At 69.4% G+C, this 23,550-nt stretch carries 20 protein-coding genes and 1 tRNA gene; 7 read left to right on the plus strand and 14 right to left on the minus strand.

The window, feature by feature from the left end:
- Positions 1-4 precede the first annotated feature (4 nt).
- The 5 genes from ACFV9C_RS04160 to ACFV9C_RS04180 all read left to right on the plus strand — a co-directional run bounded on the left by ACFV9C_RS04160 (position 5) and on the right by ACFV9C_RS04180 (position 7,792).
- Positions 5-1,306: a nucleotide sugar dehydrogenase gene (locus ACFV9C_RS04160; RefSeq protein WP_380190594.1), complete on the plus strand. Its 1,302-nt coding sequence runs from the start codon at positions 5-7 to the stop codon at positions 1,304-1,306.
- Entirely contained in the window at positions 1,303-3,933 is a 2,631-nt protein-coding gene (locus tag ACFV9C_RS04165; RefSeq protein ID WP_380190595.1) for a glycosyltransferase family 4 protein, read from the plus strand. Before ACFV9C_RS04160 ends, ACFV9C_RS04165 begins: the two co-directional genes overlap by 4 nt.
- Positions 3,934-5,091 carry a glycosyltransferase gene (locus ACFV9C_RS04170; RefSeq protein WP_380190596.1) on the plus strand — a complete coding sequence of 386 codons (1,158 nt, stop codon included), beginning with the start codon at positions 3,934-3,936 and terminating at the stop codon, positions 5,089-5,091.
- Positions 5,092-5,160: 69 nt separating this feature from the next.
- A complete protein-coding gene (locus ACFV9C_RS04175; protein ID WP_380190597.1) occupies positions 5,161-6,072 on the plus strand; it encodes a hypothetical protein in 912 nt (303 codons plus the stop codon).
- 670 nt (positions 6,073-6,742) lie between these two features.
- On the plus strand, positions 6,743-7,792 hold the full coding sequence (locus ACFV9C_RS04180) for a hypothetical protein (RefSeq protein ID WP_380190598.1): 1,050 nt from the start codon (positions 6,743-6,745) through the stop codon (positions 7,790-7,792).
- On the opposite strand, the gene ACFV9C_RS04185 is transcribed toward ACFV9C_RS04180, so the two are convergent.
- Both ACFV9C_RS04185 and ACFV9C_RS04190 read right to left on the minus strand, forming a co-directional pair.
- A complete protein-coding gene (locus tag ACFV9C_RS04185) occupies positions 7,741-8,616 on the minus strand; it encodes a hypothetical protein (protein ID WP_380190599.1) in 876 nt (291 codons plus the stop codon). The genes ACFV9C_RS04180 and ACFV9C_RS04185 overlap by 52 nt on opposite strands.
- Positions 8,613-9,605, minus strand: coding sequence for an SPFH domain-containing protein (locus tag ACFV9C_RS04190; RefSeq protein ID WP_380190600.1), 993 nt, complete (start codon positions 9,603-9,605; stop codon positions 8,613-8,615). Before ACFV9C_RS04190 ends, ACFV9C_RS04185 begins: the two co-directional genes overlap by 4 nt.
- A gap of 78 nt (positions 9,606-9,683) precedes the next feature.
- Here ACFV9C_RS04190 and ACFV9C_RS04195 point away from each other — a divergent pair, with 78 nt between their 5' ends.
- Entirely contained in the window at positions 9,684-10,355 is a 672-nt protein-coding gene (locus ACFV9C_RS04195) for an NUDIX domain-containing protein (protein WP_380190601.1), read from the plus strand.
- Between the two features lie 33 nt (positions 10,356-10,388).
- Here the strand turns inward: ACFV9C_RS04195 and ACFV9C_RS04200 are convergent, their stop codons facing one another.
- The 10 genes from ACFV9C_RS04200 to ACFV9C_RS04245 all read right to left on the minus strand — a co-directional run bounded on the left by ACFV9C_RS04200 (position 10,389) and on the right by ACFV9C_RS04245 (position 18,033).
- A complete protein-coding gene (locus ACFV9C_RS04200; protein WP_380190602.1) occupies positions 10,389-11,291 on the minus strand; it encodes a carbohydrate kinase family protein in 903 nt (300 codons plus the stop codon).
- A gap of 82 nt (positions 11,292-11,373) precedes the next feature.
- Complete coding sequence (locus ACFV9C_RS04205; protein ID WP_380190603.1) at positions 11,374-12,003, minus strand: CoA transferase subunit B; 630 nt, start codon at positions 12,001-12,003, stop codon at positions 11,374-11,376.
- A 1-nt stretch (position 12,004) separates the two neighbouring features.
- Positions 12,005-12,766, minus strand: a complete 762-nt coding sequence (locus tag ACFV9C_RS04210; protein WP_380190604.1) for a CoA transferase subunit A — start codon at positions 12,764-12,766, stop codon at positions 12,005-12,007.
- Between the two features lie 110 nt (positions 12,767-12,876).
- Positions 12,877-13,812, minus strand: a complete 936-nt coding sequence (locus tag ACFV9C_RS04215; RefSeq protein ID WP_380190606.1) for a tetratricopeptide repeat protein — start codon at positions 13,810-13,812, stop codon at positions 12,877-12,879.
- Between the two features lie 45 nt (positions 13,813-13,857).
- On the minus strand, positions 13,858-14,556 hold the full coding sequence (locus tag ACFV9C_RS04220; protein WP_380190607.1) for a carbohydrate-binding family 9-like protein: 699 nt from the start codon (positions 14,554-14,556) through the stop codon (positions 13,858-13,860).
- Positions 14,549-14,992 carry a hypothetical protein gene (locus ACFV9C_RS04225; RefSeq protein WP_380190608.1) on the minus strand — a complete coding sequence of 148 codons (444 nt, stop codon included), beginning with the start codon at positions 14,990-14,992 and terminating at the stop codon, positions 14,549-14,551. Before ACFV9C_RS04225 ends, ACFV9C_RS04220 begins: the two co-directional genes overlap by 8 nt.
- A gap of 9 nt (positions 14,993-15,001) precedes the next feature.
- Positions 15,002-15,631, minus strand: coding sequence for a lipoyl(octanoyl) transferase LipB (lipB, locus tag ACFV9C_RS04230; protein WP_380190609.1), 630 nt, complete (start codon positions 15,629-15,631; stop codon positions 15,002-15,004).
- Between the two features lie 4 nt (positions 15,632-15,635).
- The gene (locus ACFV9C_RS04235; RefSeq protein ID WP_380190610.1) at positions 15,636-16,928 is read right to left on the minus strand and encodes a J domain-containing protein; all 1,293 of its coding nucleotides are present in this window, start codon (positions 16,926-16,928) and stop codon (positions 15,636-15,638) included.
- Between the two features lie 68 nt (positions 16,929-16,996).
- A tRNA-Pro gene (locus ACFV9C_RS04240) sits at positions 16,997-17,073 on the minus strand.
- 24 nt (positions 17,074-17,097) lie between these two features.
- Positions 17,098-18,033 carry a metallophosphoesterase gene (locus ACFV9C_RS04245; protein WP_380190611.1) on the minus strand — a complete coding sequence of 312 codons (936 nt, stop codon included), beginning with the start codon at positions 18,031-18,033 and terminating at the stop codon, positions 17,098-17,100.
- Between the two features lie 26 nt (positions 18,034-18,059).
- Here ACFV9C_RS04245 and ACFV9C_RS04250 point away from each other — a divergent pair, with 26 nt between their 5' ends.
- A complete protein-coding gene (locus ACFV9C_RS04250) occupies positions 18,060-18,527 on the plus strand; it encodes a GatB/YqeY domain-containing protein (protein ID WP_380190612.1) in 468 nt (155 codons plus the stop codon).
- 73 nt (positions 18,528-18,600) lie between these two features.
- Here the strand turns inward: ACFV9C_RS04250 and ACFV9C_RS04255 are convergent, their stop codons facing one another.
- Together ACFV9C_RS04255 and lon are read right to left on the minus strand one after the other, a co-directional pair.
- On the minus strand, positions 18,601-21,018 hold the full coding sequence (locus tag ACFV9C_RS04255) for a transglycosylase domain-containing protein (protein WP_380190613.1): 2,418 nt from the start codon (positions 21,016-21,018) through the stop codon (positions 18,601-18,603).
- Between the two features lie 133 nt (positions 21,019-21,151).
- Positions 21,152-23,503 (minus strand): endopeptidase La, encoded by a 2,352-nt coding sequence (gene lon / locus ACFV9C_RS04260; RefSeq protein WP_380190614.1) that lies wholly within the window; start codon positions 23,501-23,503, stop codon positions 21,152-21,154.
- Between the last annotated feature and the right edge of the window lie 47 nt (positions 23,504-23,550).

Consider the following 23,550-nt stretch of genomic DNA (forward strand, 5'->3'; position numbering starts at 1 on the left):
TGCTGTGCGTGTCAGTGTTGTTGCCTTAGGCAAGATCGGACTGCCGTTGGCGGTCCAGTTCGCGGCCAAGGGTCATCAGGTCGTCGGCGTCGACATCAACGAGAAGTTCGTCGAGCTGGTGAACGCCGGTCAGGAGCCGTTCCCGGGTGAGGCCCACCTGCAGGAGCTGCTCGCCGAGACCGTGGCCGACGGCCGCCTGCGGGCGACCACGGACTACGCGGACGCCATCCCGAACAGCGACGCGGTGGTCGTCGTCGTGCCGCTGTTCGTGGACGAGAAGACCGGGCAGCCCGAGTTCGGCTGGATGGAGAACGCGACCCGTTCGCTGGCCGAGCACCTCACCCCGGGGACCCTGGTCAGCTACGAGACCACCCTCCCGGTCGGTACCACCCGGAACCGCTGGAAGCCGATGATCGAGGAGATCTCCGGTCTCACCGAGGGCACCGACTTCCACCTGGTGTTCTCGCCGGAGCGGGTGCTCACCGGCCGCGTGTTCGCGGACCTGCGGAAGTACCCGAAGCTGGTCGGCGGCCTGTCCGAGGAGGGCGCCAAGCGCGCCACCGCGTTCTACGAGGCCGTGCTCGACTTCGACGAGCGTCCGGACCTGGACCGCGCGAACGGCGTCTGGGACCTGGGTTCGGCCGAGGCGGCGGAGCTGGCGAAGCTGGCGGAGACGACGTACCGGGACGTGAACATCGGCCTGGCGAACCAGTTCGCCCGGTTCGCCGGCCAGAACGGTATCGACGTACACGCCGTCATCGAGGCGTCGAACTCGCAGCCGTACAGCCACATCCACCGGCCGGGGATCGCGGTCGGCGGGCACTGCATCCCGGTGTACCCGCGGCTGTACCTGTACACCGACCCCGAGGCCACCGTCGTCCGGGCCGCCCGCGAGGCGAACGCCGGGATGCCGGACTACACGATCGGTCTGCTCGAGGGCGCGTTCGGCGACCTCAAGGGCGCCAAGGTCGTGGTGCTCGGCGCGTCGTACCGTGGAGGCGTGAAAGAGACCGCGTTCTCCGGCGTGTTCCCGGCTGTCGAGGCGCTGAAGGCGCGCGGCGCCGAGGTCTTCGTGCACGACCCGATGTACACCGACGAGGAGCTCCAGGGGCTCGGCTTCGCGCCGTACACGCTGGGCTCGCCGGTGGACGCGGCGGTGCTGCAGGCGGACCACGCGGAGTACGCGCAGCTGAGCCCGGCCGAGCTGCCGGGCGTGAAGGTACTCGTCGACGGTCGTGACCGCACCGACCCGGCCAAGTGGGCCGGCGTGCGGCGGATTGTGATCGGAAGGTCGGTCAGCCAGTGACAGATGCCGGCCTGCGGGTCGTGATGATGGTCGCCAACGACGTCACCAACGACAGCCGGGTCCGCAAGGAGGCCGCAGCACTGGCCGAGACCGGAGCAGAGGTGACTGTGCTCGGGGTCTCGGCCAACGGCCTCCCGTCGAGAGAGATGCTCGACGGTGCGCTGATCGTCCGGGTGGCGGTGCCCTACGCACTGCGTGAGGAACGGAAACGAAGCCGTACGGCGCACCGCAACTGGCGGCCGCCGTTGGTGGGCTATCGGTACCGCGCGACCTATGTGGCGCGTAGCCAGCGGATCGCGGCCGAGCTCAAGGAGCTCAAGGCCGACTCCGGGCACGCGATCGCACGGTCCAAGGCGGGCCAGGGAAACCCGATCAAGTACAAGGCCGGCGTGGCCACCCGGCTGCTCCGGCGGGCGCGCTGGAAGGCGGCCGAGCGGGCCGCCTGGGTGCGCAAGGGCGTCGGCAACAAGGCCGACGCGCCGTTCAAGTTCAGTTGGCGGGCGTACGACGGTGTCCTGCACCGGCTGCCGTGGCCGGCGCCGTGGCGCAAGCTGCACCCCGAGGCGCTGGACCTGGAGATCGCGTTCGGCGACCTGATCGACCGGATCGAGCCGGACGTGGTGCACGCCCACGACATGCACGTGATCGGCGTCGCGGCCCGCGCCGCCGGCCGGGCGAGCCTGCGCGGCCGGCAGCTGAAGGTCGTGTACGACGCGCACGAGTACGTCGCCGGACTGTCGCAGTACGGCGCCCGGACCCGGCGTTCGATCGCGGCCTGGGCGAACCACGAGCGCGAGTACATCGGCGACGCCGACCGGGTGATCACGGTCAGCCCGGCGATCGCGACGCGGCTGCAGGCCGAGCACAAGCTCGACCACCTGCCGGCCGTGGTGATGAACACGCCGAACCCCGCTGACGTGTCGGTCGAGGTGTCCGACATTCGCAGCGTGATCGGCCTCGCGTCCGACGTGCCGCTGCTCGTGTACAGCGGCGGCGTCACCCGGGCGCGCGGGATCCACACCGCCGTACAGGCACTGGTGGACCTGCCCGACGTGCACCTGGCCGTCGTGTGCGTGCCCGCGGTCGCGAACGACGCGGTCCGGGCGCTGCAGACGGAGGCCGCGCAGCTCGGGGTCGAGGACCGGCTGCACTGCGTGGACCCGGTGAAGCCGGACGAGGTGGTCGCGTTCCTGCGCACCGCCGACGTCGGGCTGATCCCGATCCTGCGGTACCCGAGCCACGAGATGGCGCTGCCGAACAAGCTGTTCGAGTACGCCTTCGCCGGGCTGCCGGTGGTGGTCAGCGACATGCCGAGCATGAAGGACTTCGTCGGGCGTACGCGGATCGGAGAGGTCTTCGTCGCGGAGGACGCGCACGACCTGGCGTCGAAGGTCCGGACCGTGCTCACCGACCTGGACAACTACCGCGAGCGGGTCGCCGATCCGGCGTACCAGCAGGAGGTGTCCTGGGCCGGGCAGGCCGCCAAGCTGCGAGAGCTGTACGGCGAACTGACCGGCAAGCAGCTCGAGGTCCGGCGGCCGGGCGGCAAGATCGAGAAGACCGGGACGCACCTGCTGCTCGGCCCGGTCAACAGCGCGGGCCAGGCCTGGCTGTGGGCGACCGCGCTCGAGCGTGCGCACCCGGACGTCAAGGCCGAGTCGCTCACCACGGGCAGCGGCGCGTTCGACTTCCGCGTGCACCGGACCGGTACGTACCAGCAGTACCGGACGGACCTGCGCTGGCAGCTGGAGCTGACGTCGTACGCGTTGCGCGAGGTCACGCACGTGCTGTTCGAGGCCGGCCGGCCGATGTTCGGGCAGCTGCCCGGCGACATGTGGACGGCCGACGTGCCGGTGCTCGACCAGGCCGGGATCAAGCACGGCCTGGTGTTCCACGGGTCCGAGATCCGGGACCCGGCGCAGCACCGCGACCAGTACCGGTTCTCGCCGTTCCGGGACCCGGAGGACGAGCTCACCCAGCGGCTGCAGTCGGCGAACAACAACGTCCGCCGGCACCTCCGCCGCTACGACGGGGCCGGTCCGGTGTTCGTCACCACCCCGGACCTGCTGGAGTTCGTGGACAACGGCATCTGGCTGCCGCTGACCGTCGACATCGACACGTTCGCCTCGTCCCAGCCGGTGCTGGAGCGGGAGATCCCGGTGGTGCTGCACGCGCCGTCGGCGAGCGCCCTCAAGGGCTCGGCGTACGTCGACCCGGTGCTGAAGGACCTGGACGCGCGCGGACTGATCACGTACCAGCGGGTGCAGGACGTTCCGCACAAGGAACTGGCCGAGCTGGTGAAGAGCGCCGACATCGTGGTCGACCAGATGCTGCTCGGCTCGTACGGCGTGTTCGCCTGCGAGGCGATGGCGGCCGGCCGGGTCACCGTCGGGCACATCGCGGACCCGGTCCGGGAGCTGCTGCCGACCGACCTGCCGATCGCCGAGGCGACGCCGGACGACCTGGCGGAGGTGATCGAGCGGCTCGTCGCCGAGCGCGACACCGCCCGGAAGCTCGCCGATGCGGGACCGTCGTTCGTCCGGGACCTGCACGACGGGCGGAAGTCGGTCGAGGTGCTGCTGCCGTTCGTCCGGAACGAGTGGGTGCGCGAGGACGAGAGCGAGTAAGTGCGGATTCTGATGATCGCGCAGTCCCCGATCGCCGGGGACTCGCGGATCCTGCGGGAGGCGACGGCGCTCGCCGCGGCCGGTCACACAGTGCATGTGATCGGCCGCGACGTACCGGAGGGCTTCGAGGTCGGGCCGGGTGTCACGGTGGAGTCCGTCTCCCGCTCCTCCGGTCTGCGGGCCGGGAGCGGCGGGCTGACCGTCGGGCACGGGCATTCCGGGCCGAAGGTGCTGGCCAAGCGGTTCGGCCGGTGGCTGCTGCTGCCGGAGCACCGGGCCCGCACGGAGAAGCAGTGGCGGATCGCGGCGGCCCCTAGGGTTGCCGCTGCCGGTCCGGTCGACGTCGTGCATGCGCATGACTTCAACACGTTGGAATTGGCCGCGGAGTACGCCGCCAAGTGGTCGGCGGCGCTGGTGTACGACAGCCACGAGCTATGGTTCGACCGGGCACTCCCTGGTCGTCCTACTCCGCTGTGGCGTGCTCGTGGGCGACGGTACGAGTTCGCGCTCGCCTCGCAGGCACGAGTTGTCTTCACGGTGTCGGACGGGATCGCCGAGCGGCTACGGTCGCGTGGGCTGACGGACGTGCGCGTCGTACGGAACACGTTCCCGCGTGCTGACGACGTACCGCCGGCGCCTTCGAGGCCGGAGGGTTTGCTGTACGCCGGGCGGGTCGGCGCGGGGCGGGACCTGTCGACCGTGGTCGGGGCCGCTCGTGAGCTGGCGCCGTTCCGGACGGTGCTGATGGGGTCGGTCGATCCCAACTACCGCTTGGACCTGGGGCCGGTGGAGACGGTGCCGGAGCGGTCCATCGACGAGGTGGACGAGACGCTGCGGACGTACGGCATTTCGCTGGTGACGCTGACGAACACCTGCGAGAACCACCGCCTCGCCCTCCCCAACAAACTCTTCCACGCGGTCCGTGCCGGTGTCCCCGTGGTGGCCGCCGACCTGCCGGAACTCCGCGCGGTGGTCACCGAACACAACCTCGGCACCCTCTACGAACCAGGTAACCCGCACTCCCTGGCCGCGGCTGTCCGGACCCTCATCGACAACTACCCCACGTACACCGAGGGCACCCGCACCGCCGCCAAGACCCTCAACTGGGAACAAGACGCCACCACACTGGTGAACGCGTACGCTGAACTGGCACGCTGACCGCAACTTCCGCTCTCCGCCCGGTATCAAGTGTTCTGAGAAGACCTACGACACGGCGGACGGAGAATCATGATCCGAACGGCAATCGGTATCGGCGCGCTCGCGCTCTCGTTGGGTACGGCGGTCCCACCGGCCGGCGCCGCCCCGGACGCGCAGACAGCCGCGACCGCGGCGTGCGCGCTCGGGCTCGGGTCGCTGGACGTCAACATCAACGGCGTGAACAGCCGGGTGCTGACATCGGCGGGCGCGGGGGCGGTCGTCAGTACGCCGAACGTGTACAACACGCCGTACAACGTGGGTCAGCCGACGTCGTTCACCGCCGTACCGGCCGGGAACGGGCGGACGACGCGCAGCGGGAAGGTCGTGTGGGGCGCCGGGTACCTGATGCAGAGCACGTACACCGTCGGGCGCGACGGGAAGGTCGTCGGGACGCCGGTGTTCCAGCGGATCGGGAACGGGTGGGGCGGGCGGTTCCTGATCCAGTCGCAGTACAAGGCGTCTGCGGGGAGCAAGCCGACGCGGACGATGCTGTACCAGCAGGACCAGTACGGGTTGTTCGGGCGCTGGACGGATGTGGGGAACGGGCTGCGGAACACCGGGTACGTGACCGGGATGAGCTCGATGAAGTCCTTCACGCTGATCGCCGCGACGCCGACGTACGACATGTTCCTGGCCAACAACCGGGCGGGCGGGCTGTACACGGTGAAGATCCCGGTCACTGTGCCGCTGAAGCCGATCATCACCCCCGTCCGCACCTCCAGTTGGCAGATCTTCGAACAGCTCGTCTCGGCCCCGTGCGGTCAGAACGGCTCGCTCCTCCTGGGCATCGACAAAGACACCAACACCGGCTACCTGTACGCCGTCGGCCACGCAGCAGGCGCCAAAACCGTCATCAAGTCCCTGGGCAAAGTCCCCACCACCTTCCCCGACTGGGTCTACTTCCCCTTCACCCCGGCCTACAACCCACTGAACGGCGGCTAAAGCACACACCCCCGGCGCGACTGTCTTGTTGGCCGACTGCGTCGGCGCGCGGGAGGTGGGCGCGGGGCGGGCGTCTCGGCGGGGCTGCTGTGGTGGGTTGTGTGGGTGGGGAGGACACGCCCGCGGCGCGGCTGCTTTGTTGGCGACTGCGTCGGCGCGCGGGAGGTGGGCGCCGGGCGGGGCGTCTCGGCGGGGCTGGTGTGGCGGGTTGTGGGTGGGATGGGCACGCCTGCAGCGCGGCTGTTTGTGGCCGACTGCGTCGGCGCGCGGGAAGTTTCCGCCGGGCGGGGCGGCCGGTGGAGGTGGGGTGATGGGCCGCCCGGTGGTGGTGGGTGATGGGCCGCCCGGTGGTGGCGTGGTGGGTTGCGCGGTGGTGGCGTGGTGGGTTGCGCGGGTTGTGTGGGTGGGGCCGGGTGAGCCTCGAGAGTGGTCGCTTGTCAGGGTGCGGGATGTGGTGGAGCCGATTGCGTTGGGGCGTGCGAGACCGGCGCCGGGCGGTCGGTAGGGCTGCCCGGGAACGTCATCAGGATGTCGGTCGCGGTGTGGTGGGGCTGAGGTCGTCGGGCTGGTGTCGTACGTCGTGGGTGCGGCGGCAACCTCTTGCGGCTGATCATCCAGTTGTCGGGAGAGGTCTAGCGCGTGTTTACCCGGGGTTCGTAGCGTCGCGCGCATGATCACGACGCGACGGACGGTTTTGAAGGCTGGGGTTCTGGGGGTTGGGCTGGCGGCGACGCCTGGGTTGGCGTTGGCGGCGCGGGCGCGGCGGACTCGGGTGCTGTTGGCAACCAATGAGCCGTGGGGGACGTACCACGCGCAGCCGTTGCTGGCTGAGGCGCGGCGGCGGGGGTGGGAGTTGGTGCAGGTGGTGCCGGACCTGAGCCAGATCAAGCCGGGTGACCCGGTGCGGGTCGCGACCCTTAGCGACGTACCGCAGGCGGACCTGCTGGTGGTGAACGGCGCCGAGGCGTGGCCTGCGGATGTTGCGGCGGCGTTGATGCGGCTCCCGATGGCGGCCAGTTCGCTCGCGTATCTGAAGCCGGTGGAAGCCCCGCGCGCCAAGGAGTTCCGGTCGAGGCTCGAGCTGGTGACGGCGGCGTCGCCCGCGGAGTCGGACGTGTTCGCGAAGTACCTCGGCTGGAAGCGTCGTGTCCGGATGGTCGGCTCGGCGCAGACCGACGACCTGCCGGCGTACGCGCCGCAGCAGGACCGGGTGCTGGTGCTCACCAGCGTCACGCACCCCGACCAGACCGGGAACGCCGCGCCCGGCACCCAGCTCCTGCTCGACGCCGCCGCGAAACTGCAGGCGGCGGGCAAGCACATCGTCGTCGGCCTGCACCCGCGCGAGGACCGGACGCTCTGGGACCGGTACGAGATCAGCGCGCTCGGCTCGGTCCCGGAGTCGGCGAGCGTGGAGTGCGCCGTCGGGATCCCGGGCACGGTGTTCCCGATCGTCGCCGCGGTCGGCGTACCGCTGGTCGGTTGCGTGGATCCGAAGCTGCAGGTGCCGGACTACATCCTCAGCGTCTGCTCGTCGACGATCGACGCGCCCGAGCAGGCGGTCGCTGCGATCGCGGACGCCAAGCCGGCCGGCCGGGGCGCGGTGTTCAACGCGGTCGGCCCGATCGGCGGCTCGGCGCGGCGGCTGTACTCCGCCTGGCACGCGACGATTCAGAGCACCAGGTGCAGCTTCACGTCGGCGACGGTGACCGAGATCCGCTGACCCCAGCCGACGCTCAAGGTGTCGGACTCCATGCCGTCACCGAACACCACCAGGTCCGACTCGGCAGTGATCGTCAGCGAGTCCGGTACCTTGAGCAACCCTTCGGTGTTGTCCGTCCCGGTCGCCGGTGACGGCCACGCTTCGCGGACGAACCAGCACAGCACGGGGTCCGTCGGCGTTGGCAGCACCAACGGACTCCGGCGTTCCTGCCAGGCGGACCGGCACCAGCCGGTCGACCCGGTACCGGTGCCGACCAGGATCCCGGACGACGACTGCCGCTCGGGCAGTCCGTCCGGTGCCGCGAGCTTGTAGCGTGCGGACTGGTGGCTGTGGTGGCCGACGTACACCTCGTTCAGGGCCAGCAGGTGCTGACCGTCATCGGTGCTCGCGGCAACCATCGTGCGTTCCACGCAGTCCAGCGAGCTGAGCAGGCCCGCGATCGCCGCGGGTTCGTGCGGGACGAGTACGCCGGGATTGCGGGCCGGCTCGGGGTTGATCCCGATCACCGGCTGGCCGTCCAGGTACTTCGCCACGTTCGCGACCAGCCCGTCCTGGCCGACCGTGATCACTACGTCCTCCGGCCCGAACCCGAACCGGTCAAGATCGTTGCGCTCGGCAACCGCACGCCGCCAGTCCAGCGGGATCGCCGCCGACACCGTGGCCAGCGCGTCCTGCTGCGCCTGGTGTCGCGCGTCGAGCTCGACCAGGTCCCGTCCACGACCAGCGAGGAAGAATCCGGCCTGCTGCCGCGTCCCGTGCCGGGCGACGAGCTCGGTCAGCTCGGTCGCCCGGTGCACGATGACGGCCCGTGGTGGAAGGCTCATCGGGACTCGGTCAGCTTGGTCAGCAGCGGGGTGATCAGGTCCGGCGTCAGGTTCAGCGTGCCGATCTCCGGCAGGGCGCCTTGCTTGATCGCCATCGCGATGATCGTGCCCTGGTCGAGTTCGGCGTACGCGTCCAGCAACGCCTTCTCGGCCGCGGCCTCCGCCGCACCGATGACCCGCTTGGCATCCGCTTCAGCCTCGGCCAGTGCGCGTTGCCGGCTGGCCGCGGCCTGGGTCTCGATCTGACCGGCGGCCGCGGCCTCGGTGGCGCGGCTACGTTCGTTCTGACCACGCTGGTTGACCAGCTGCTCCTCGCGACGGGCGAGCTCGATCTGGTTCTGCAGCTCGTTCTCCGCGATCGACCGCTCGCGTTCGACGGCGAGTGCGCGCCGTTCGTACGTCGCCTTGTCCGCCGCCTGCTGCACCATTTCGCGGGTCGGCGTCTGTAGTGCCTTCTCCACGTCCCGCTCCGCCCGTACGGCGACCACGCGGACGTCCTCGACGCCGATGCCGAGCCCGGTGAGCCGCTCGTCCGCGCGCAGCCCGGTGCCGACGGCCGCACGCAGCGCGGTCATGCCCTCGGACAGCGCCTCGGTCAACGACATCCGGGCCAGCAGGTCGAGCGCGGTCTGCTGGGCCAGCTCGGTCAGCAGGCCGCCGAGCTGCTCGAGCGGCGTCGACCGCCACTGCCCGCTGTTCGGGTCGATGCCGAAGTCCAGCCGGCTCGCGGCCAGCGCGGGGTCGGTCACCCGGTACGTGACGGTCGCCTGGACCGCGACGTCCTGGAAGTCCTGCGTCCGCCCGTGGAACAGCAGCGGCTGCTCGCGGTCGTCGATCGGGATCTCGCTCAGCGACGAGTTCAGCGCCCGGAACCAGAACGCCTGGCCGGCGCCGTCGTGCGCGAGCTTGCCGTTCCGCAGGTGCCGCACATGGGTGGTCGGGTTGGCCCGCAGGTGGCTGATGAAGCCGAACCGGGTGATGTCTGCCATCTCTTGCTCTCCTTGTCGTCACTATGACGATAAGAGGTGAGGTGACTTCTCGTCAAGGTGACGATTAGAGTGGGCGGTATGGATTTCGTGCCGCTCGGCCTGGCCACCGACCTGGTCATCCTGACCGTCCGCGACGGCCGCCTGCAGGTGTTGCTGATCCGCCGCGGCATCCCGCCGTACGTCGGGCAGTGGGCGCTGCCCGGCGGGTTCGTCCGGCCGGACGAGGACCTGGAGGCGACCGCTCGCCGGGAGCTGGCGGAGGAGACCGGTCTGTCCGCCGAGCGGATCCACCTCGAACAGGTGGCGACGTACGGCGCTCCCGACCGCGACCCGCGCGGCCGGGTCGTCAGCGTCGCGTACCTGGCGCTGGTCCCGGACCTGCCCGCGCCGGTGGCCGGCTCGGACGCCGCGTCCGCCGGCTGGATCGACGTACGGGAGGCCGGCGAGCTCGCGTTCGACCACGGGCGGATCCTCGCCGACGCGGTGGAGCGGGCCCGGGCGAAGCTGGAGTACTCGCCGCTCGCGACCGCGTTCTGCCCGCCGGAGTTCACGATCTCCGAGCTGCGCGGCGTCTACGAGGCCGTCTGGGGCGTCCCGCTCGACCCACGCAACTTCCACCGCAAGGTCACCAAGACCCCCGACTTCGTCGCGCCGGTCGGCACCACCACGACCCGGGACGGCGGTCGCCCCGCCCAGCTCTTCCACCGCGGTACGGCCACCACCCTCCACCCCCCGATGGTCCGAGCCTGACTCACCCTCGCCGAGTCGTGTGGATTGGCGCGATCAGGCGTTGCGGGTGAGGAGGGCCAGGGCTTCGGCGGTGATGAGGTTGGTGTGGGTTCCTTGGGTGGTGCAGGACCAGGAGGCGGCTAGGGTGGCGGCCTGGGCTGCTTCGGGCCAGGAGGCGCCGTCCAGGTAGCGGGCCAGGAAGGCGGCTACGTACGCGTCGCCGGCGCCGTTGGTGTCGACGATCGGCCGGTCGGGGAGGTCGATCGCGGGGAAGTGCCGGACCTTCTCGCCGCGGACGTGCAGGTAGCTGCCGTCGGCGCCGGCCATCGCGACCACCACGTCCGCGCGGCCGTTCGCGAGGATCCACTCGACGCCGTCGTCCGGCAGCGCCGCCTTCGAGACGAACACGATGTCGGACGCGGTCGCGAAGTCCTTGTGGTGGTCGTTGCGGCCGTCCCAGTCGTGCAGGTCGGTGGAGATCGAGCGGTCCGCGGCGATCGCGTCGCCGAGCGCGTCCCGGGCGAAGTCCATGATCGAGACGTGCACGTGCTCGGCGCGGCGGATCAGCGGGCGCCAGAGGTTCGGGTCGACGCGCAGGCCGGCCGGATGCCGGGCGTCGTACATCGACAGCCGGCGGCCGTCCGGGGCGACCAGGTTCACCGACCGGCGGGTACCGCTCGGGTGCAGCACGACGCGCAACGGGATGCCGAGCTCGGCGTACGTACGCCGGATCCGCGCGCCCTCCGGGTCGTCGCCGATCACGTCCACCAGCCCGGCGTTCAGCCCGAGCAGGTGGCAGCCGAGCGCGACCCCGTGCCCGGTGTGCGCCAGGTACGTCTCGATCGGTTCGACCGGAACCGTGTCCACATCCGCCAACGGCAGGCTCGGCACCCGCACGATCGTGTCGATGCCGACGCCGCCGATGACCAGCACATCCAACTCCACGGGTCCCGTCATACCCGACTTTCGCCGAGGATCACAGGTGTCTTTCGCCCGCTGACTGACAGTCCACAGTCGTGCACTGTCAGTCCCCCGAGCACTACTGCTTGATCGGTGCCCCGGTCTTCTCCTGCAGCTCGTCGAACGTGACTCCCTCGGCGAGCTCCACCAGCCGCAGCCCGTCGTCGGTCACGTCGAGCACCGCGAGGTCGGTGATGATCCTGTTGACCACCCCGCGACCCGTGTACGGCAGGTCGCACTCCGCGAGGATCTTGTGCGAGCCGTCCTTCGCGACGTGCTCCATCAGCACGATCACCTTCTTGGCACCGTGCACCAGGTCCATCGCGCCGCCCATCCCCTTGACCATCTTGCCGGGGATCATCCAGTTCGACAGGTCGCCGGTCGCGGACACCTGCATCGCGCCCAGGATCGCGGCGTCGATCGCGCCGCCGCGGATCATCCCGAAGGACAGCGCCGAGTCGAAGAACGATGCCCCGGGCAGCGTCGTGACGGTCTCCTTGCCGGCGTTGATCAGGTCCGGGTCCTCCTCGCCCTCGACCGGGTACGGCCCGACGCCGAGGATCCCGTTCTCGGACTGCAGGACGACCGTGACGCCGTCCGGGATGTAGTTCGGCACCATCGTCGGCAGCCCGATGCCGAGGTTCACGTACTGCCCGTCCTCGAGCTCGGCCGCGGCCCGGGCCGCCATCTGCTCACGCGTCAACGGCATCTCAGGCATCCTTCCGCGGTTGGACCGTACGCTTCTCGATCGGCTTCTCGATGTTCTTGCCGACGGCAACGACACGCTGGACGTAGACACCCGGCAGGTGGATCGAGTCCGGGTCCAGCTCACCAGGCTGGACCAGCTCCTCGACCTGCGCGATCGTCACCCGGCCGGCCATCGCGGCCAGCGGGTTGAAGTTCCGGGCGCTGCGGTCGAACACCAGGTTCCCGTGGGTGTCGCCCTTGAGCGCGTGCACCAGCCCGAAGTCGGTGGTGATCGACTCCTCCAGGACGTACGTCGTCCCGTTGATCTCCCGGGTCTCCTTCGGCTCCGACGCCTTCGCGACCGACCCGTCGGTGTTGTACAGCTGCGGCAGCCCACCCTCGGCGACCTGGGTGCCGACGCCGGCCAGCGTGTAGAACGCCGCGATCCCGCAGCCGCCCGCGCGGAGCTTCTCGGCCAGCGTGCCCTGCGGCGTCAGCTCGACCTCCAGCTCGCCGGACAGGAACTGCCGGGCGAACTCCTTGTTCTCCCCGACGTACGACGAGGTCATCTTGGCGATCCGCTTGTCGCCGAGCAGGATGCCGAGTCCCCAGCCGTCGACGCCGCAGTTGTTCGACACGACGCGGAGTCCGGACACCCCCTTGTCGTGCAGCGCCCTGATCAGCTCCATCGGGTTGCCGGACAACCCGAACCCGCCGACCGCGAGGCTCGCCCCGTCCTCGATGTCCGCCACCGCTTCCCGCGGCGACCCGTACGTCTTGTCCATCAGCTGCTCCGTTGCAGTCGGTCCCGATTCGCAACCGACTCTAACCAGCGCCGCACCTCGCCGCGATGTGGCTGACCCCACAGTCGCGCCGGGGGATATCCCCGGTGGTACTACGCCGACGCTTCGGACGCGTTCAGCACGGCCAGTTCGTGCAGCGCCTCGAAGTGCGCGTCAGGCAGCTCAGGAATCGTCAGTACGGCGGACAGGTGCGCCCGCGCCGCCGGGAGGTTCCCAGAACCGCGCAAGGCCCGCCCCAGCCCGATCCGGGCTGCTGCCACGGTCTCCGGGAGGTCCGCGTGCTCACCGATCGACAAAGCGCGGCTGTAGTCGTCGTGAGCGTCCTCCAGCTTGCCCAGCCGCCGGTAGAGCTCAGCGCGCTCGCACAGCAGCAGTGCGGTCTCCTCAGTGAGGCACAGGTGCTCCGCCAGCTCCAAGGCCTCGGTGGTGACATCCAAGGGCTCGTCAACGACCTGCCGGAGGGCACTGAGGGCCAGGAACATGCCCCAGCGGTCCTCCAGCATCCGGAACCGCCCCAGAGCCGTGCGCAGCGCCTGTGCGGCCTCACCGGGAGGCCCTGGCGTCGTAAGACCCGGGTACCCGCGGCACAGCTCAACGGCGGCCCGTGTCCACGCGTCGCCGCTCTCGTTCCGCTCCAGCACCTCGTCGACCACCGCGGCCGGCTCGAACGGCCCGAAGACCAATGACCACAGCAGCACGGTCACGGAGTACTGGAACGGCGCCGTGGCCGTCAGGACGATCTGCTGGGCGAGCTCGACCTGCTCCTGCTCCGCGGACGCGGCGCCGTGGATCACGGCCAGCAGGTACTCCTCGTCCAGGCCGACCGGGACGGTCCGGCCGAGCATGCTCAGTACGCGCTCGGCCGCCGCCGCGGCCTCGTCCTGGAGCCCGTGCGACCACCAGTACGCCGAATAGCGCGCGACCAGCCGGAGGGCGGTCCGCAGGTCGCTCTCGCACGCGCGTTCGATCGCGCTGACGACCTGGTCCGCCTCCAGCCCGTGTGGTTCGCCGGAGCCCCCCAAGTTCACGTGCTTCATTGTCTCCCGGTCGTGTTAACGCCGTGTCACGGGGCCCTAGAAACGGAGCACGCCCCAGGTGGCCGGCTGGTGCATGTCCTCGATTCCCTGCGGTGACCAGACCCAGAACTCGATCTCCTCACCCTTGACGTACGCGCCGTCCACGACCTCGTGCGGCCACTGGCAGCGCATCAGGTTCATCCGCCACTCGTCACCCGGGTTCGGCGGTGTCGCGCGGCCCTGGTTGTACGCGGCCAGGTCCGTCCACGGTACGGCGAGCTCCACGGTCCACCCGGTGTCGGTGTCGGACGGGTCGTTGAGCGTGCCGTCGACGTGGATCGCGGTCCGCAGGCCGGGCAGGTTCGTCGGGTCGATCGGTACGCCGCCGTCGACGTACGGCTTGGGCAGCGTGAGCTCCCAGATCGTGCCGAGCGGGTTGATCTCGAACTCGTAGTAGTTCTGCCCGTCGCCGTCCGGGTCGAGGAACAGCTCGAAGTTGTTCTCGAAGTACAGCCGGCTGTTGTGTTCGGTCATCGTCGACCAGACGTGCGGCTCCTCGAGCTCGCCGCCGACGTACAGGTACTGGTCGTCGTACAGCAGCTTCGACCGGGTCCGGAACCGCGGCGCGGGGCCGTCCGCGATCGGCACGAAGTCGGTGGTCCAGGCGGCGGACGCCCAGGCCGGGTCGGTCAGGGTGCCGTCCAGGTTCGGCGCGGTGGCGGTCCGGCGGCACTCGTAGACGGGCAGGTCAGGCATCGGCACGCTCCAGCAGTCGGGCGACGAGATTGGCGAGCAGGAAGGTGACCGCGGTCAGCACCGGTACGGCGGCGATGATCCACGGCGAGTCGAGGTGGCCGGTGAGGAACGCGACGACCAGCCCGACCATGAAGGCCACGCCGAGGAACGGGATCAGCCGCGGGTGCGGCATCGCCAGCCGGCTCAGCGCGAGCCCGCCGAGCACCATCGTCACGCCCACGATCAGCACCAGCAGCGGGAGGCCGAGCGCGCCGCAGTTCGTGGTGTCGCGGAACCGCTCGCAGCCGCGTTCGCTCAGCCAGACCCCGGCGATGGTCGCGAACCCGCTGAGCAGCCCGACCACGGCCAGAATCAGTGCCGGCGGCAACGGCGGGGCGTCGTACCGCCTCGAACGCTGCTCCGCGGCCTCGTCGCCGTCGTCCTCCTCCTGGCTCATTGCCGCAGGTTATCGGGCTCCCAGAGAGTTCGCGATGGCATCGCGCACCTCGGTTTCACTCGGTACGGCGATCCCCCGCTCGGCCGCGAGCTCCGCGAGCGAGACCATCGTCACGTCCTGCAGCCCGCAGCTCGTGAACGTGTGAAACACGGTCATGTCCGGGGCGACGTTCACCGAGAACCCGTGGCTGGTCACCCCGCGCCGGATCCGCATCCCGATCGAGCACAGCTTCCGCCCGTCCGCCGTCCACACCCCGACCAGGCTGCTCGCGCCCTTCGGCGTGTCCCGGCGTACCAGCGGGAACCCGAGCGAGCCGAGCGCCTCGATCAGGCCGTTCTCGACCCAGCGGACGATGTCGACCGGGCCGCGCTGGTGCAGGTCGACGACCAGGTACCCGACCAGCTGGCCGGGACCGTGGTACGTCGCGAAGCCGCCGCGGTCGACCTCCACCGTGGGAATCCCGGCGGCCTCCGCGGGCAGGTCGTCGAGGACCGTCCGCGGGCCGTACGTGATCACCGGCGGATGACTCAGCAGGAACAGCCGATCCTCGGCCTTCCCCTCGACACGTTCCTCGACCCAGCCGCGCATATCCTTCGCCGCGACGTCGTAGTCCACCTCGCCGAGATCAACCCGCTGCATAGCTTCACACTAGGCCGTACGGCGCGCGGTACAGGATGTCGTACAGCACCTGGCGATAGACCTTGCTGCCTTCCGGCTGCAGCCACGCGTGCAGTTCGCGTGCGGCGGACTGTGCCGGCAGACAAGTGACCTTGGCGTCGGCACGGTCCTGGGTCCGCACAGTGGCGCCTGCGTCCGGGTGAATGACCAGGAAGCCGCGTACGTCGACCTGACGCAGCCGCCCGCGCCAGGACTCGACAGCAGCCTCAAGAGCGGGCGCAGGGCTCTCCCAGGGCTGCCCGTTGAACTGGAGGCCTCCGTAGGCGTCCAGGGAGTACGTTCCGCCCGGTCCGACGATCGAGACGATCAACGCGGCACGGTGGCCGTTGAGCAGCAGGTGGTCGACGACCATCGCTCCGAGCTGCGCCCCGTTGACGAGCTTCGCACCAGGCAACGCTGTCAGCACCGGGTCCAAGAGGTTCGCCGTACGGCGGTGGAGCATCGCGTCGTACGGCGAGATCGACGCCGCGAGCGTGTCGTTGACGAGCGGCTCACCCGGCGTACCCCACAGGTTGAACTCGAACGCCGCCGGCCGGTCGATCGCCACATCGAGATCGTGGTACTTCGACCAGCGGCCCGTGACGAACCGCACCACGACCAGGCCGGCGACCAGCGCGATGATCACCGCGCGGTCCGCCCCGGTCATGTCGACGTGCGCGAACGGCAGCAGCGTCACCAGGTACGCGATCCCCATCAGGACGCCCAGGACCTTGAACAGACCACGGAGCGGCACCCGCCGGCTCCAGTGCGGCGGCAGCACCACCACGACCATCGACGCCGTCGCGACCGCGATGACGTACGCCAGGAACCCGTCGTAGTGCGTGCTGACCAGAACGATCCCGACCAGCACCACGTAGACACCCAGCGCCACCAGGGCGGGGATGCGCCACTGGCCGAACGTCGGGTAGATCAGGATCGGGCCGGCGCCGTCGGAGCGCACCGGGTCCGGGCCGGACGGGTTGCTGGACCACGGCTGCTCGGTCGACCAGGTCCACTCGGAGTCAGGCTGCGGCTGCCGTGGTGGTTCCGGCGCCGGTGGCGGCGGGGTCGCGTTGCCGTCGAGGGAGCGATCGTACGCGGCCCGCTTCGCCGGATCCGAGAGGGTGTTCCACGCCTCCTGCACGAGCCGGAACAGCGCCGCGTTGCCGCCCTGGTCCGGGTGCACCTTCAGGGCCATCTTCCGGTACGCCGACTTGATCTCCGCCGCACTCGCCGAGCGCTCGACGTTCAGCACCTCGTAGTGGTCGGCCCCGCTCAACCCCGCACCTCCGCGACACGTCCGAAACGCACTGAGGGTCAGTCACCGCAGTGACTGACCCTCGATGGTGGTCGGGCTGACAGGATTTGAACCTGCGACCTCTTCGTCCCGAACGAAGCGCGCTACCAAGCTGCGCCACAGCCCGAAGTCGCGAGTAGCTTACATGGGCTCAGCGTCCGGACGAAATCGGGTTTATCCGGGGCACCAAAGTGAGCAGTGTCGCCTCCGGCCGGCAGGCGAATCTGACCGGCGCGTACGGCGACGTACCGAGGCCGGCCGAGACGTGCAGATCGGCCTGGCGCCCGTTGTATCCCCAGGTCGAGAGGCCCTTCACGCGAGACGTGTCGAGGTCGCAGTTCGTCACCAGCGCGCCGTAGACCGGGACCGCGAGCTGACCGCCGTGCGTGTGGCCGGCGAGGACCAGCGGGTACCCGTCGCCGACGAACCCGTTCAGCACCCGCTGGTACGGCGCGTGCGTGACGCCGATCGACAGATCCGCCGACGGGTCGATCTCACCGGCGACCTCGTCGTACCGGTCGCGCTTGATGTGCGGGTCGTCGGTGCCGGCGAAGTCCAGGCGCAGGCCGTTCACCTTCAGCGTGGCCTTCGCGTTGTTCAGGTCCGTCCAGCCGGCGCCGGTGAACGAGCGGCGCATCTCCTCGAACGGGAGGTCCGGGCCGTGCGGCTTGTGCCGCTGCTTGTTCGCGGGCAGCAGGTACTTCCCGGGGTTCTTGAAGTGCGGCTTCCAGTAGTCGTTGGAGCCGAACACGAACACGCCGGGCAGGTCGAGCAGATCGCCGTACGCGCGGAGCAGCGGGCGGACCGACTCCTCGTTGGAGATGTTGTCGCCGGTGTTGACGACCAGGTCCGGCTCCAGTGCCGCGAGGTCGTTGACCCAGCGGATCTTCCGCTCCTGCGTCGGCATCAGGTGCAGGTCGGACAGATGCAGCACCTTGAGCGGCCCCGTCCCCTCCGGCAGCACCGGCACCGTGAACCGGCGCAGCGTGTACCACCGCACCTCGATACCGGCCGCATACGCGACGCAGGCGGCGCCCAGAGCTGTGACCACGCCAGTGGTCTTGAGGGCGGTCCTCGCGATACTCATTTCTCCAGCCTGCCACAATCATGGTCATGTCCAACTCCGGAATGAAGCAGCGCCTGCACGACGACATGACCGCCGCGCTGAAGGCGCGCGACGAGATCCGCAAGTCCACGCTGCGGATGGCGCTCACCGCGATCACCAAGGCGGAGGTGTCCGGCAAGGAGGCCCGCGAGCTCAGCGACGCCGAGGTCGTCGACGTACTCAGCTCCGAGGCGAAGAAGCGCCGCGAGTCCGTCACCGCCTACCGCGACGCCGGCCGCGCCGAACTCGCCGACAAGGAACAGGCCGAGGCGGACATCCTCGCCGAGTACCTCCCCGAACAACTCACCGAGGACGAGATCAAGGCCCTGGTGACCGAAACCATCGCCGCCACCGGCGCCGCCGAACTCGGCCCCCGCGGCATCGGCAAGGTCATGGGCGCCCTCCAGCCCAAGACCAAGGGCAAGGCCGACGGCGCCGTCGTCTCCGCCGAAGTAAAGCGCCAACTCGGCGCCTGAACGAGCGTGAAGCGCCGGTTCGGCGTCTGCAACGAAGAGGGCCTCGTCCGTCGCCGGACGAGGCCCTCCACGTTTAGCCGTGCCCGCGGCCGCCACCACCGCCGCCTCCGCCACCACCACAGTTGGGGTACTTCGGGTTCCACGGCGGGCAGTTCGGGTTGATGGTGGTCGTGGTCTTCGGGGGTGTCGGGGTGTTGGTCGAGCCCGGCTGGTTCTTGCCTCCGCCGTTGGAGATGTAGATGGTGACCAGAGAGCCGGCCGGGGCGCCGTCGCGCTGGCGAGGGTCCGTGTAGGCGACGGTACCGGCGGTCTCCTGGGAGTTGACCGTGCCGGAGGCGATGGTGACCTGGAAGCCCATCTGCTTGAGCTTGTTGGACGCGTCCTGCGGGTTCATCCCGTTCACGAACGGCAGGTCCGTGACGTCTCCCCGCTGAGTCTTGTCCGAAGGCGCCACGAAGTGCGTGGTCGGCGTCCCCTGGAGCGCGGCCTTCATCGCCGCCTCCCAGATCGGCCCGGCCGTGCCGGAACCGGACGCGTCGCCCATCGTCTGGCCGTTGAGAGTCTGGCCGATCAGCTTCGTGTAGGGCAGGGAGGCATCGGCCACGGTCGCGGCCGCTGCGAGCTTGGTCGAGTAGCCGGAGTACCAGACAGCCTTGGCCTCGTTGATGGTTCCGGTCTTACCGGCCAGGTCGCTGGACCCGAACTTCAGTTTGCTACCCGTGCCGCCGGTCTCCATCACCTGGTGCAGGACGGCGTTGACGCCATCGGCGACCCCAGGCTCGAGCACCTGCTTGCAGTTCGCCCCGGGGATGTTGACCGGCTTGCCCGCCGCGTCCTTGACCGAGGTGATCGACCACGGCGTGCAGTACATGCCGCGTGCGGCGAAGGTGGCGTACGCATTCGCCAACTGCAGCGGGGAGATGTAACCGACGCCGAGGGTCATCGACGCGACCTGGTCGAGCGGACCGAGACTCTGGGCGTCGTACATGCCCAACTTGCCCGCGAGCGTGGCGATCGGGCAGAGACCGACCCGTAGTGACAGCTGCAGGAAGTAGGTGTTCGTCGACTTCTGCGCGGCCTGGATCATCGTCGGGTCCGGCACGTTCTTCGTCGAGTTCTTCGGCGAGTAACCAGCCGGGATCTTCTGCGAGCCCGCACAGTTGGTGTACTTCATCCCGCCCATGTCGAGCGGGCTGGGTGAGTTGATCTTGTAGTTGAGCGGGATCTTCGCCTGGATCGCGGCGGCGATGGTGAAGGCCTTCATCGTCGAGCCGTTCTGGAAGCCGCCGTAGCCGCCCTGGTACGTCTTGGGGGCGTTGTAGTTGTAGGCGGTCTGGCCGCGTCCGCTGCCGTACTTCACGCTCTGCGCCATCGCCTTCACCAGTCCGGTGCCCGGCTCGACCATCGTGATCGCGGCGATCGCGTCGTCGGTGGGCTTGGAGTGGGTGTCGATGGAACGCTGCGCGTCGGCCTGGATCTTCGGGTCGAGCGAGGTCTTGATCGTGAGACCGGCGGTCTTGAGGTAGTTCGAGCGGTCGGTCTTCGTCTTGCCGAAGGCCGGGTTGTTCTCGAGCTCGCCGACCACATACTCGCAGTAGAACGGGTACGGGCCGTTGGCGCAGCCCAGCTTGTTCGGGCGGACCTTGTTGGGGTCGATGACCGGGGTCTTGAGGGCCGAGTTCGCCTGGGCGACCGAGATGACGTTCAGCTGGAGCATCCGGCGGATGACCACGTCACGGCGTTCCTTGGAGCGCTTCGGATAGTTGGTCGGGTCGTAGCCGGTCGGGTTCTTCACCAGGCCGGCCAGCATCGCGGCCTGCGGGAGCGTCAGGTCCTTGGCGTTCACCGAGAAGTAGTGCTGGGCGGCAGCCTGGATGCCCCAGGCGCCGTCGCCGAAGTTCGCCAGGTTGAGGTACTTCTCGAGGATCTCGTTCTTCGAGTACTGCTTCTCGACCGCGATCGCGTAGCGCAGCTCGGCGACCTTGCGCTGGTAGGAGTCGGCGGTCGCGGCGGCGACCTCCTCCGGCGTCTTCGCCTTCTCGACCAGGCTGATCTTCACGTACTGCTGCGTGATGCTCGAACCACCCTGTTGTACGGAGCCCGCGGACTGGTTCTGCAGCAAGGCGCGGAGCGTGCCCTTCGCATCGAGCGCGCCGTGCTCGTAGAACCGGTCGTCCTCGATCGCGACGATCGCCTTCTGCATGATCGGCGCGACGTCCTTGAGCTTGACCGGGACCCGGTTCTGCTCGGCCAGGGTCGCGATCACCGAGCCGTCCGCGGCCAGGATCGTGCTCTTCTGTTTCAGCGGTACTTCGTCGAACTGCTGCGGCAGGTCCTGCAGCGTCGCGGAGGTCTTCTCCGTGGTGAATCCGGCGAGGCCGGCGAACGGGACGGCGAGGCCGGCAGCCAACGCCCCCGACAGCACGCTCACCCCGAGGAACAGAACCACAGATTGGACGACTCCCCGGTCGCCCTTTTCCCTGACGCGCATGGTTATAGAGACTACGGGATGGCCCGTTTGGGTTACGGCCACGCATATGAGTTCAGTCACAGCCGCTGGACAAAGTTCATCCAAAAGGAGGAAAAGGCCCGGGCGACACGCCCGGGCCCTTCCCTGTACCGCGTTATGCGGCGTACTGGTGCGTCTGTACCTCGGCCGGCTCCAGTGCCAGCTCCAGCACCTCGCGGACGTCGCTCACCGGGTGCACGGTCAGCTCCGCGAGCACGGACGCCGGTACGTCTTCCAGGTCCGGCTCGTTCCGCTTCGGGATCAGGATCGTGGTCAGCCCGGCCCGGTGCGCGGCGAGCAGCTTCTGCTTCACCCCACCGATCGGGAGCACCCGTCCGGTCAGCGACACCTCACCGGTCATCGCGACCTCCGAACGGACCGGCCGTCCGGACAGCAGCGACGCCAGCGCCGTTGTCATCGTCACACCCGCCGACGGTCCGTCCTTCGGGACGGCACCGGCCGGTACGTGGATGTGGGCGTTCCGCTCGGCCAGGTCGCCGACCGGCAGCCCCAGCTCCGCGCCGTGCGAGCGCAGGTACGACAAGGCGATCTGCGCCGACTCCTTCATCACGTCGCCCAGTTGCCCGGTCAACGTGACTCCGGTCGGCCCGGTCTCCTTGTCGGCCAGCGACGCCTCGACGAAGAGCACGTCACCACCGGCACCCGTCACGGCCAGACCAGTTGCCACACCCGGCAGCGCCGTACGCTCCGCCGACTCCGGCGTGAACTTCGGTGAACCCAGGTACTCCTTCAGGTCACCGGAACCGATCGTCAGCCGGCCCAGGTCCTCGCCCAGGGCGAGCTTGGCCGTCACCTTCCGCAGTACGCGGGAGATGCCACGCTCCAGCTGCCGTACGCCGGCCTCCCGGGTGTACTCACCCGCGAGCACCCGCAGCGCCGAGTCCTCGACCTTCACCTCGTCCGCCGTCAGGCCCGCCCGCTCCAGCTGACGCGGGAGCAGGTGGTCACGGGCGATGATGACCTTCTCGTCCTCGGTGTACCCGTCCAGCTGCACCAGTTCCATCCGGTCCAGCAGCGGTGCCGGGATGGAGTCCAGTACGTTCGCCGTGGCCAGGAAGACCACGTCGGACAGGTCCAGCTCGACCTCCAGGTAGTGGTCCCGGAAGGTGTGGTTCTGCGCCGGGTCGAGGACCTCCAGCAGCGCGGCCGTCGGGTCACCCCGGTAGTCCGCACCCACCTTGTCGATCTCGTCCAGCAGTACGACAGGGTTCATCGAACCTGCCTCGGTGATCGCCCGGACGATCCGGCCCGGCAGCGCACCGACGTACGTACGCCGGTGACCACGGATCTCGGCCTCGTCCCGCACGCCACCCAGAGCGACCCGGACGAACTTCCGGCCCATCGCACGCGCCACGGACTCACCCAGCGAGGTCTTACCCACACCAGGAGGACCGACCAGCGCCAGTACGGCGCCACTGCGGCGACCGCCTACGACACCGAGACCACGGTCCGCACGACGACGCCGTACAGCCAGGTACTCCGTGATGCGCTGCTTCACGTCGTCCAGACCGGCGTGGTCCGCGTCCAGCACGGCCCGCGCCTCGCGCAGGTCGTAGCTGTCCTCGCTGCGCTCGTTCCACGGGACCTCGAGGACGGTGTCCAGCCAGGTCCGGATCCAGCCGACCTCGGGGGACTGGTCGGAGGTGCGCTCCAGCTTGTCGACCTCGGCGAGCGCGGCCTTGCGCACGTGCTCCGGCAGGTCGGCTGCCTCGACGCGGGCCCGGTAGTCCTCTTCCTCGGACTCGGCCTTGCCGTCGAGCTCGGCCAGCTCCTTGCGGATCGCGGCCATCTGCTGGCGCAGCAGGAACTCCCGCTGCTGCTTCTCCATGCCCTCCTGGACGTCCTTCTGGATCGTCTCGGAGACCTCGAGCTCGGCGAGGTGGTCCTTCACCCAGCCGATCAGCTTCTCCAGCCGCTCGGAGACGTTGGCGTTCTCCACCAGCCAGGACTTCTGCTCGTTGCTCAGGTACGACGCGTAGCCGGCCAGGTCGGACAGCTCCGACGGGTCGTCGACCTGCTTGATCGAATCGATGACCTGGTACGCGCCGCGACGCTGCAGCACGGAGGTCGTCAGGGTCTTGTACTCGCGGGCCAGCTCGGCGGAGCGGTCGTCGGTGATCTCGTGCATCACCGTCGCGCCCACCCAGAGCGCCGCACCCGGGCCGGTGGTCCCGGCGCCGATGCGGACCCGCTGGGTCCCGCGGATCACGGCCGCCTGGGCACCGCCCGGCAGCCGGCCGATCTGCTCGATCTCACCGAGCGTTCCGGCCTTGGCATATTTCCCGTCCAGTCGCGGCACCAGGAGCACCTGGTCCTGACCCGCGGCCTGCGCGGCATCGATCGCCGCCCGGGCCTCGCTGTCGGCGAGTCGGACCGGCACGACCATCCCCGGCAGGACCACGACGTCGTCCAGCGGCAGAACAGGAAGATTCAACGTATCGGTCACGCTGTCACACCCTTTTCAAGATTGAGTCTGACTGGCTCAACCACAGG

The organism is Kribbella sp. NPDC059898, assembly GCF_042730855.1.
In the GTDB taxonomy this organism is placed as follows: Bacteria; Actinomycetota; Actinomycetes; order Propionibacteriales; family Kribbellaceae; genus Kribbella.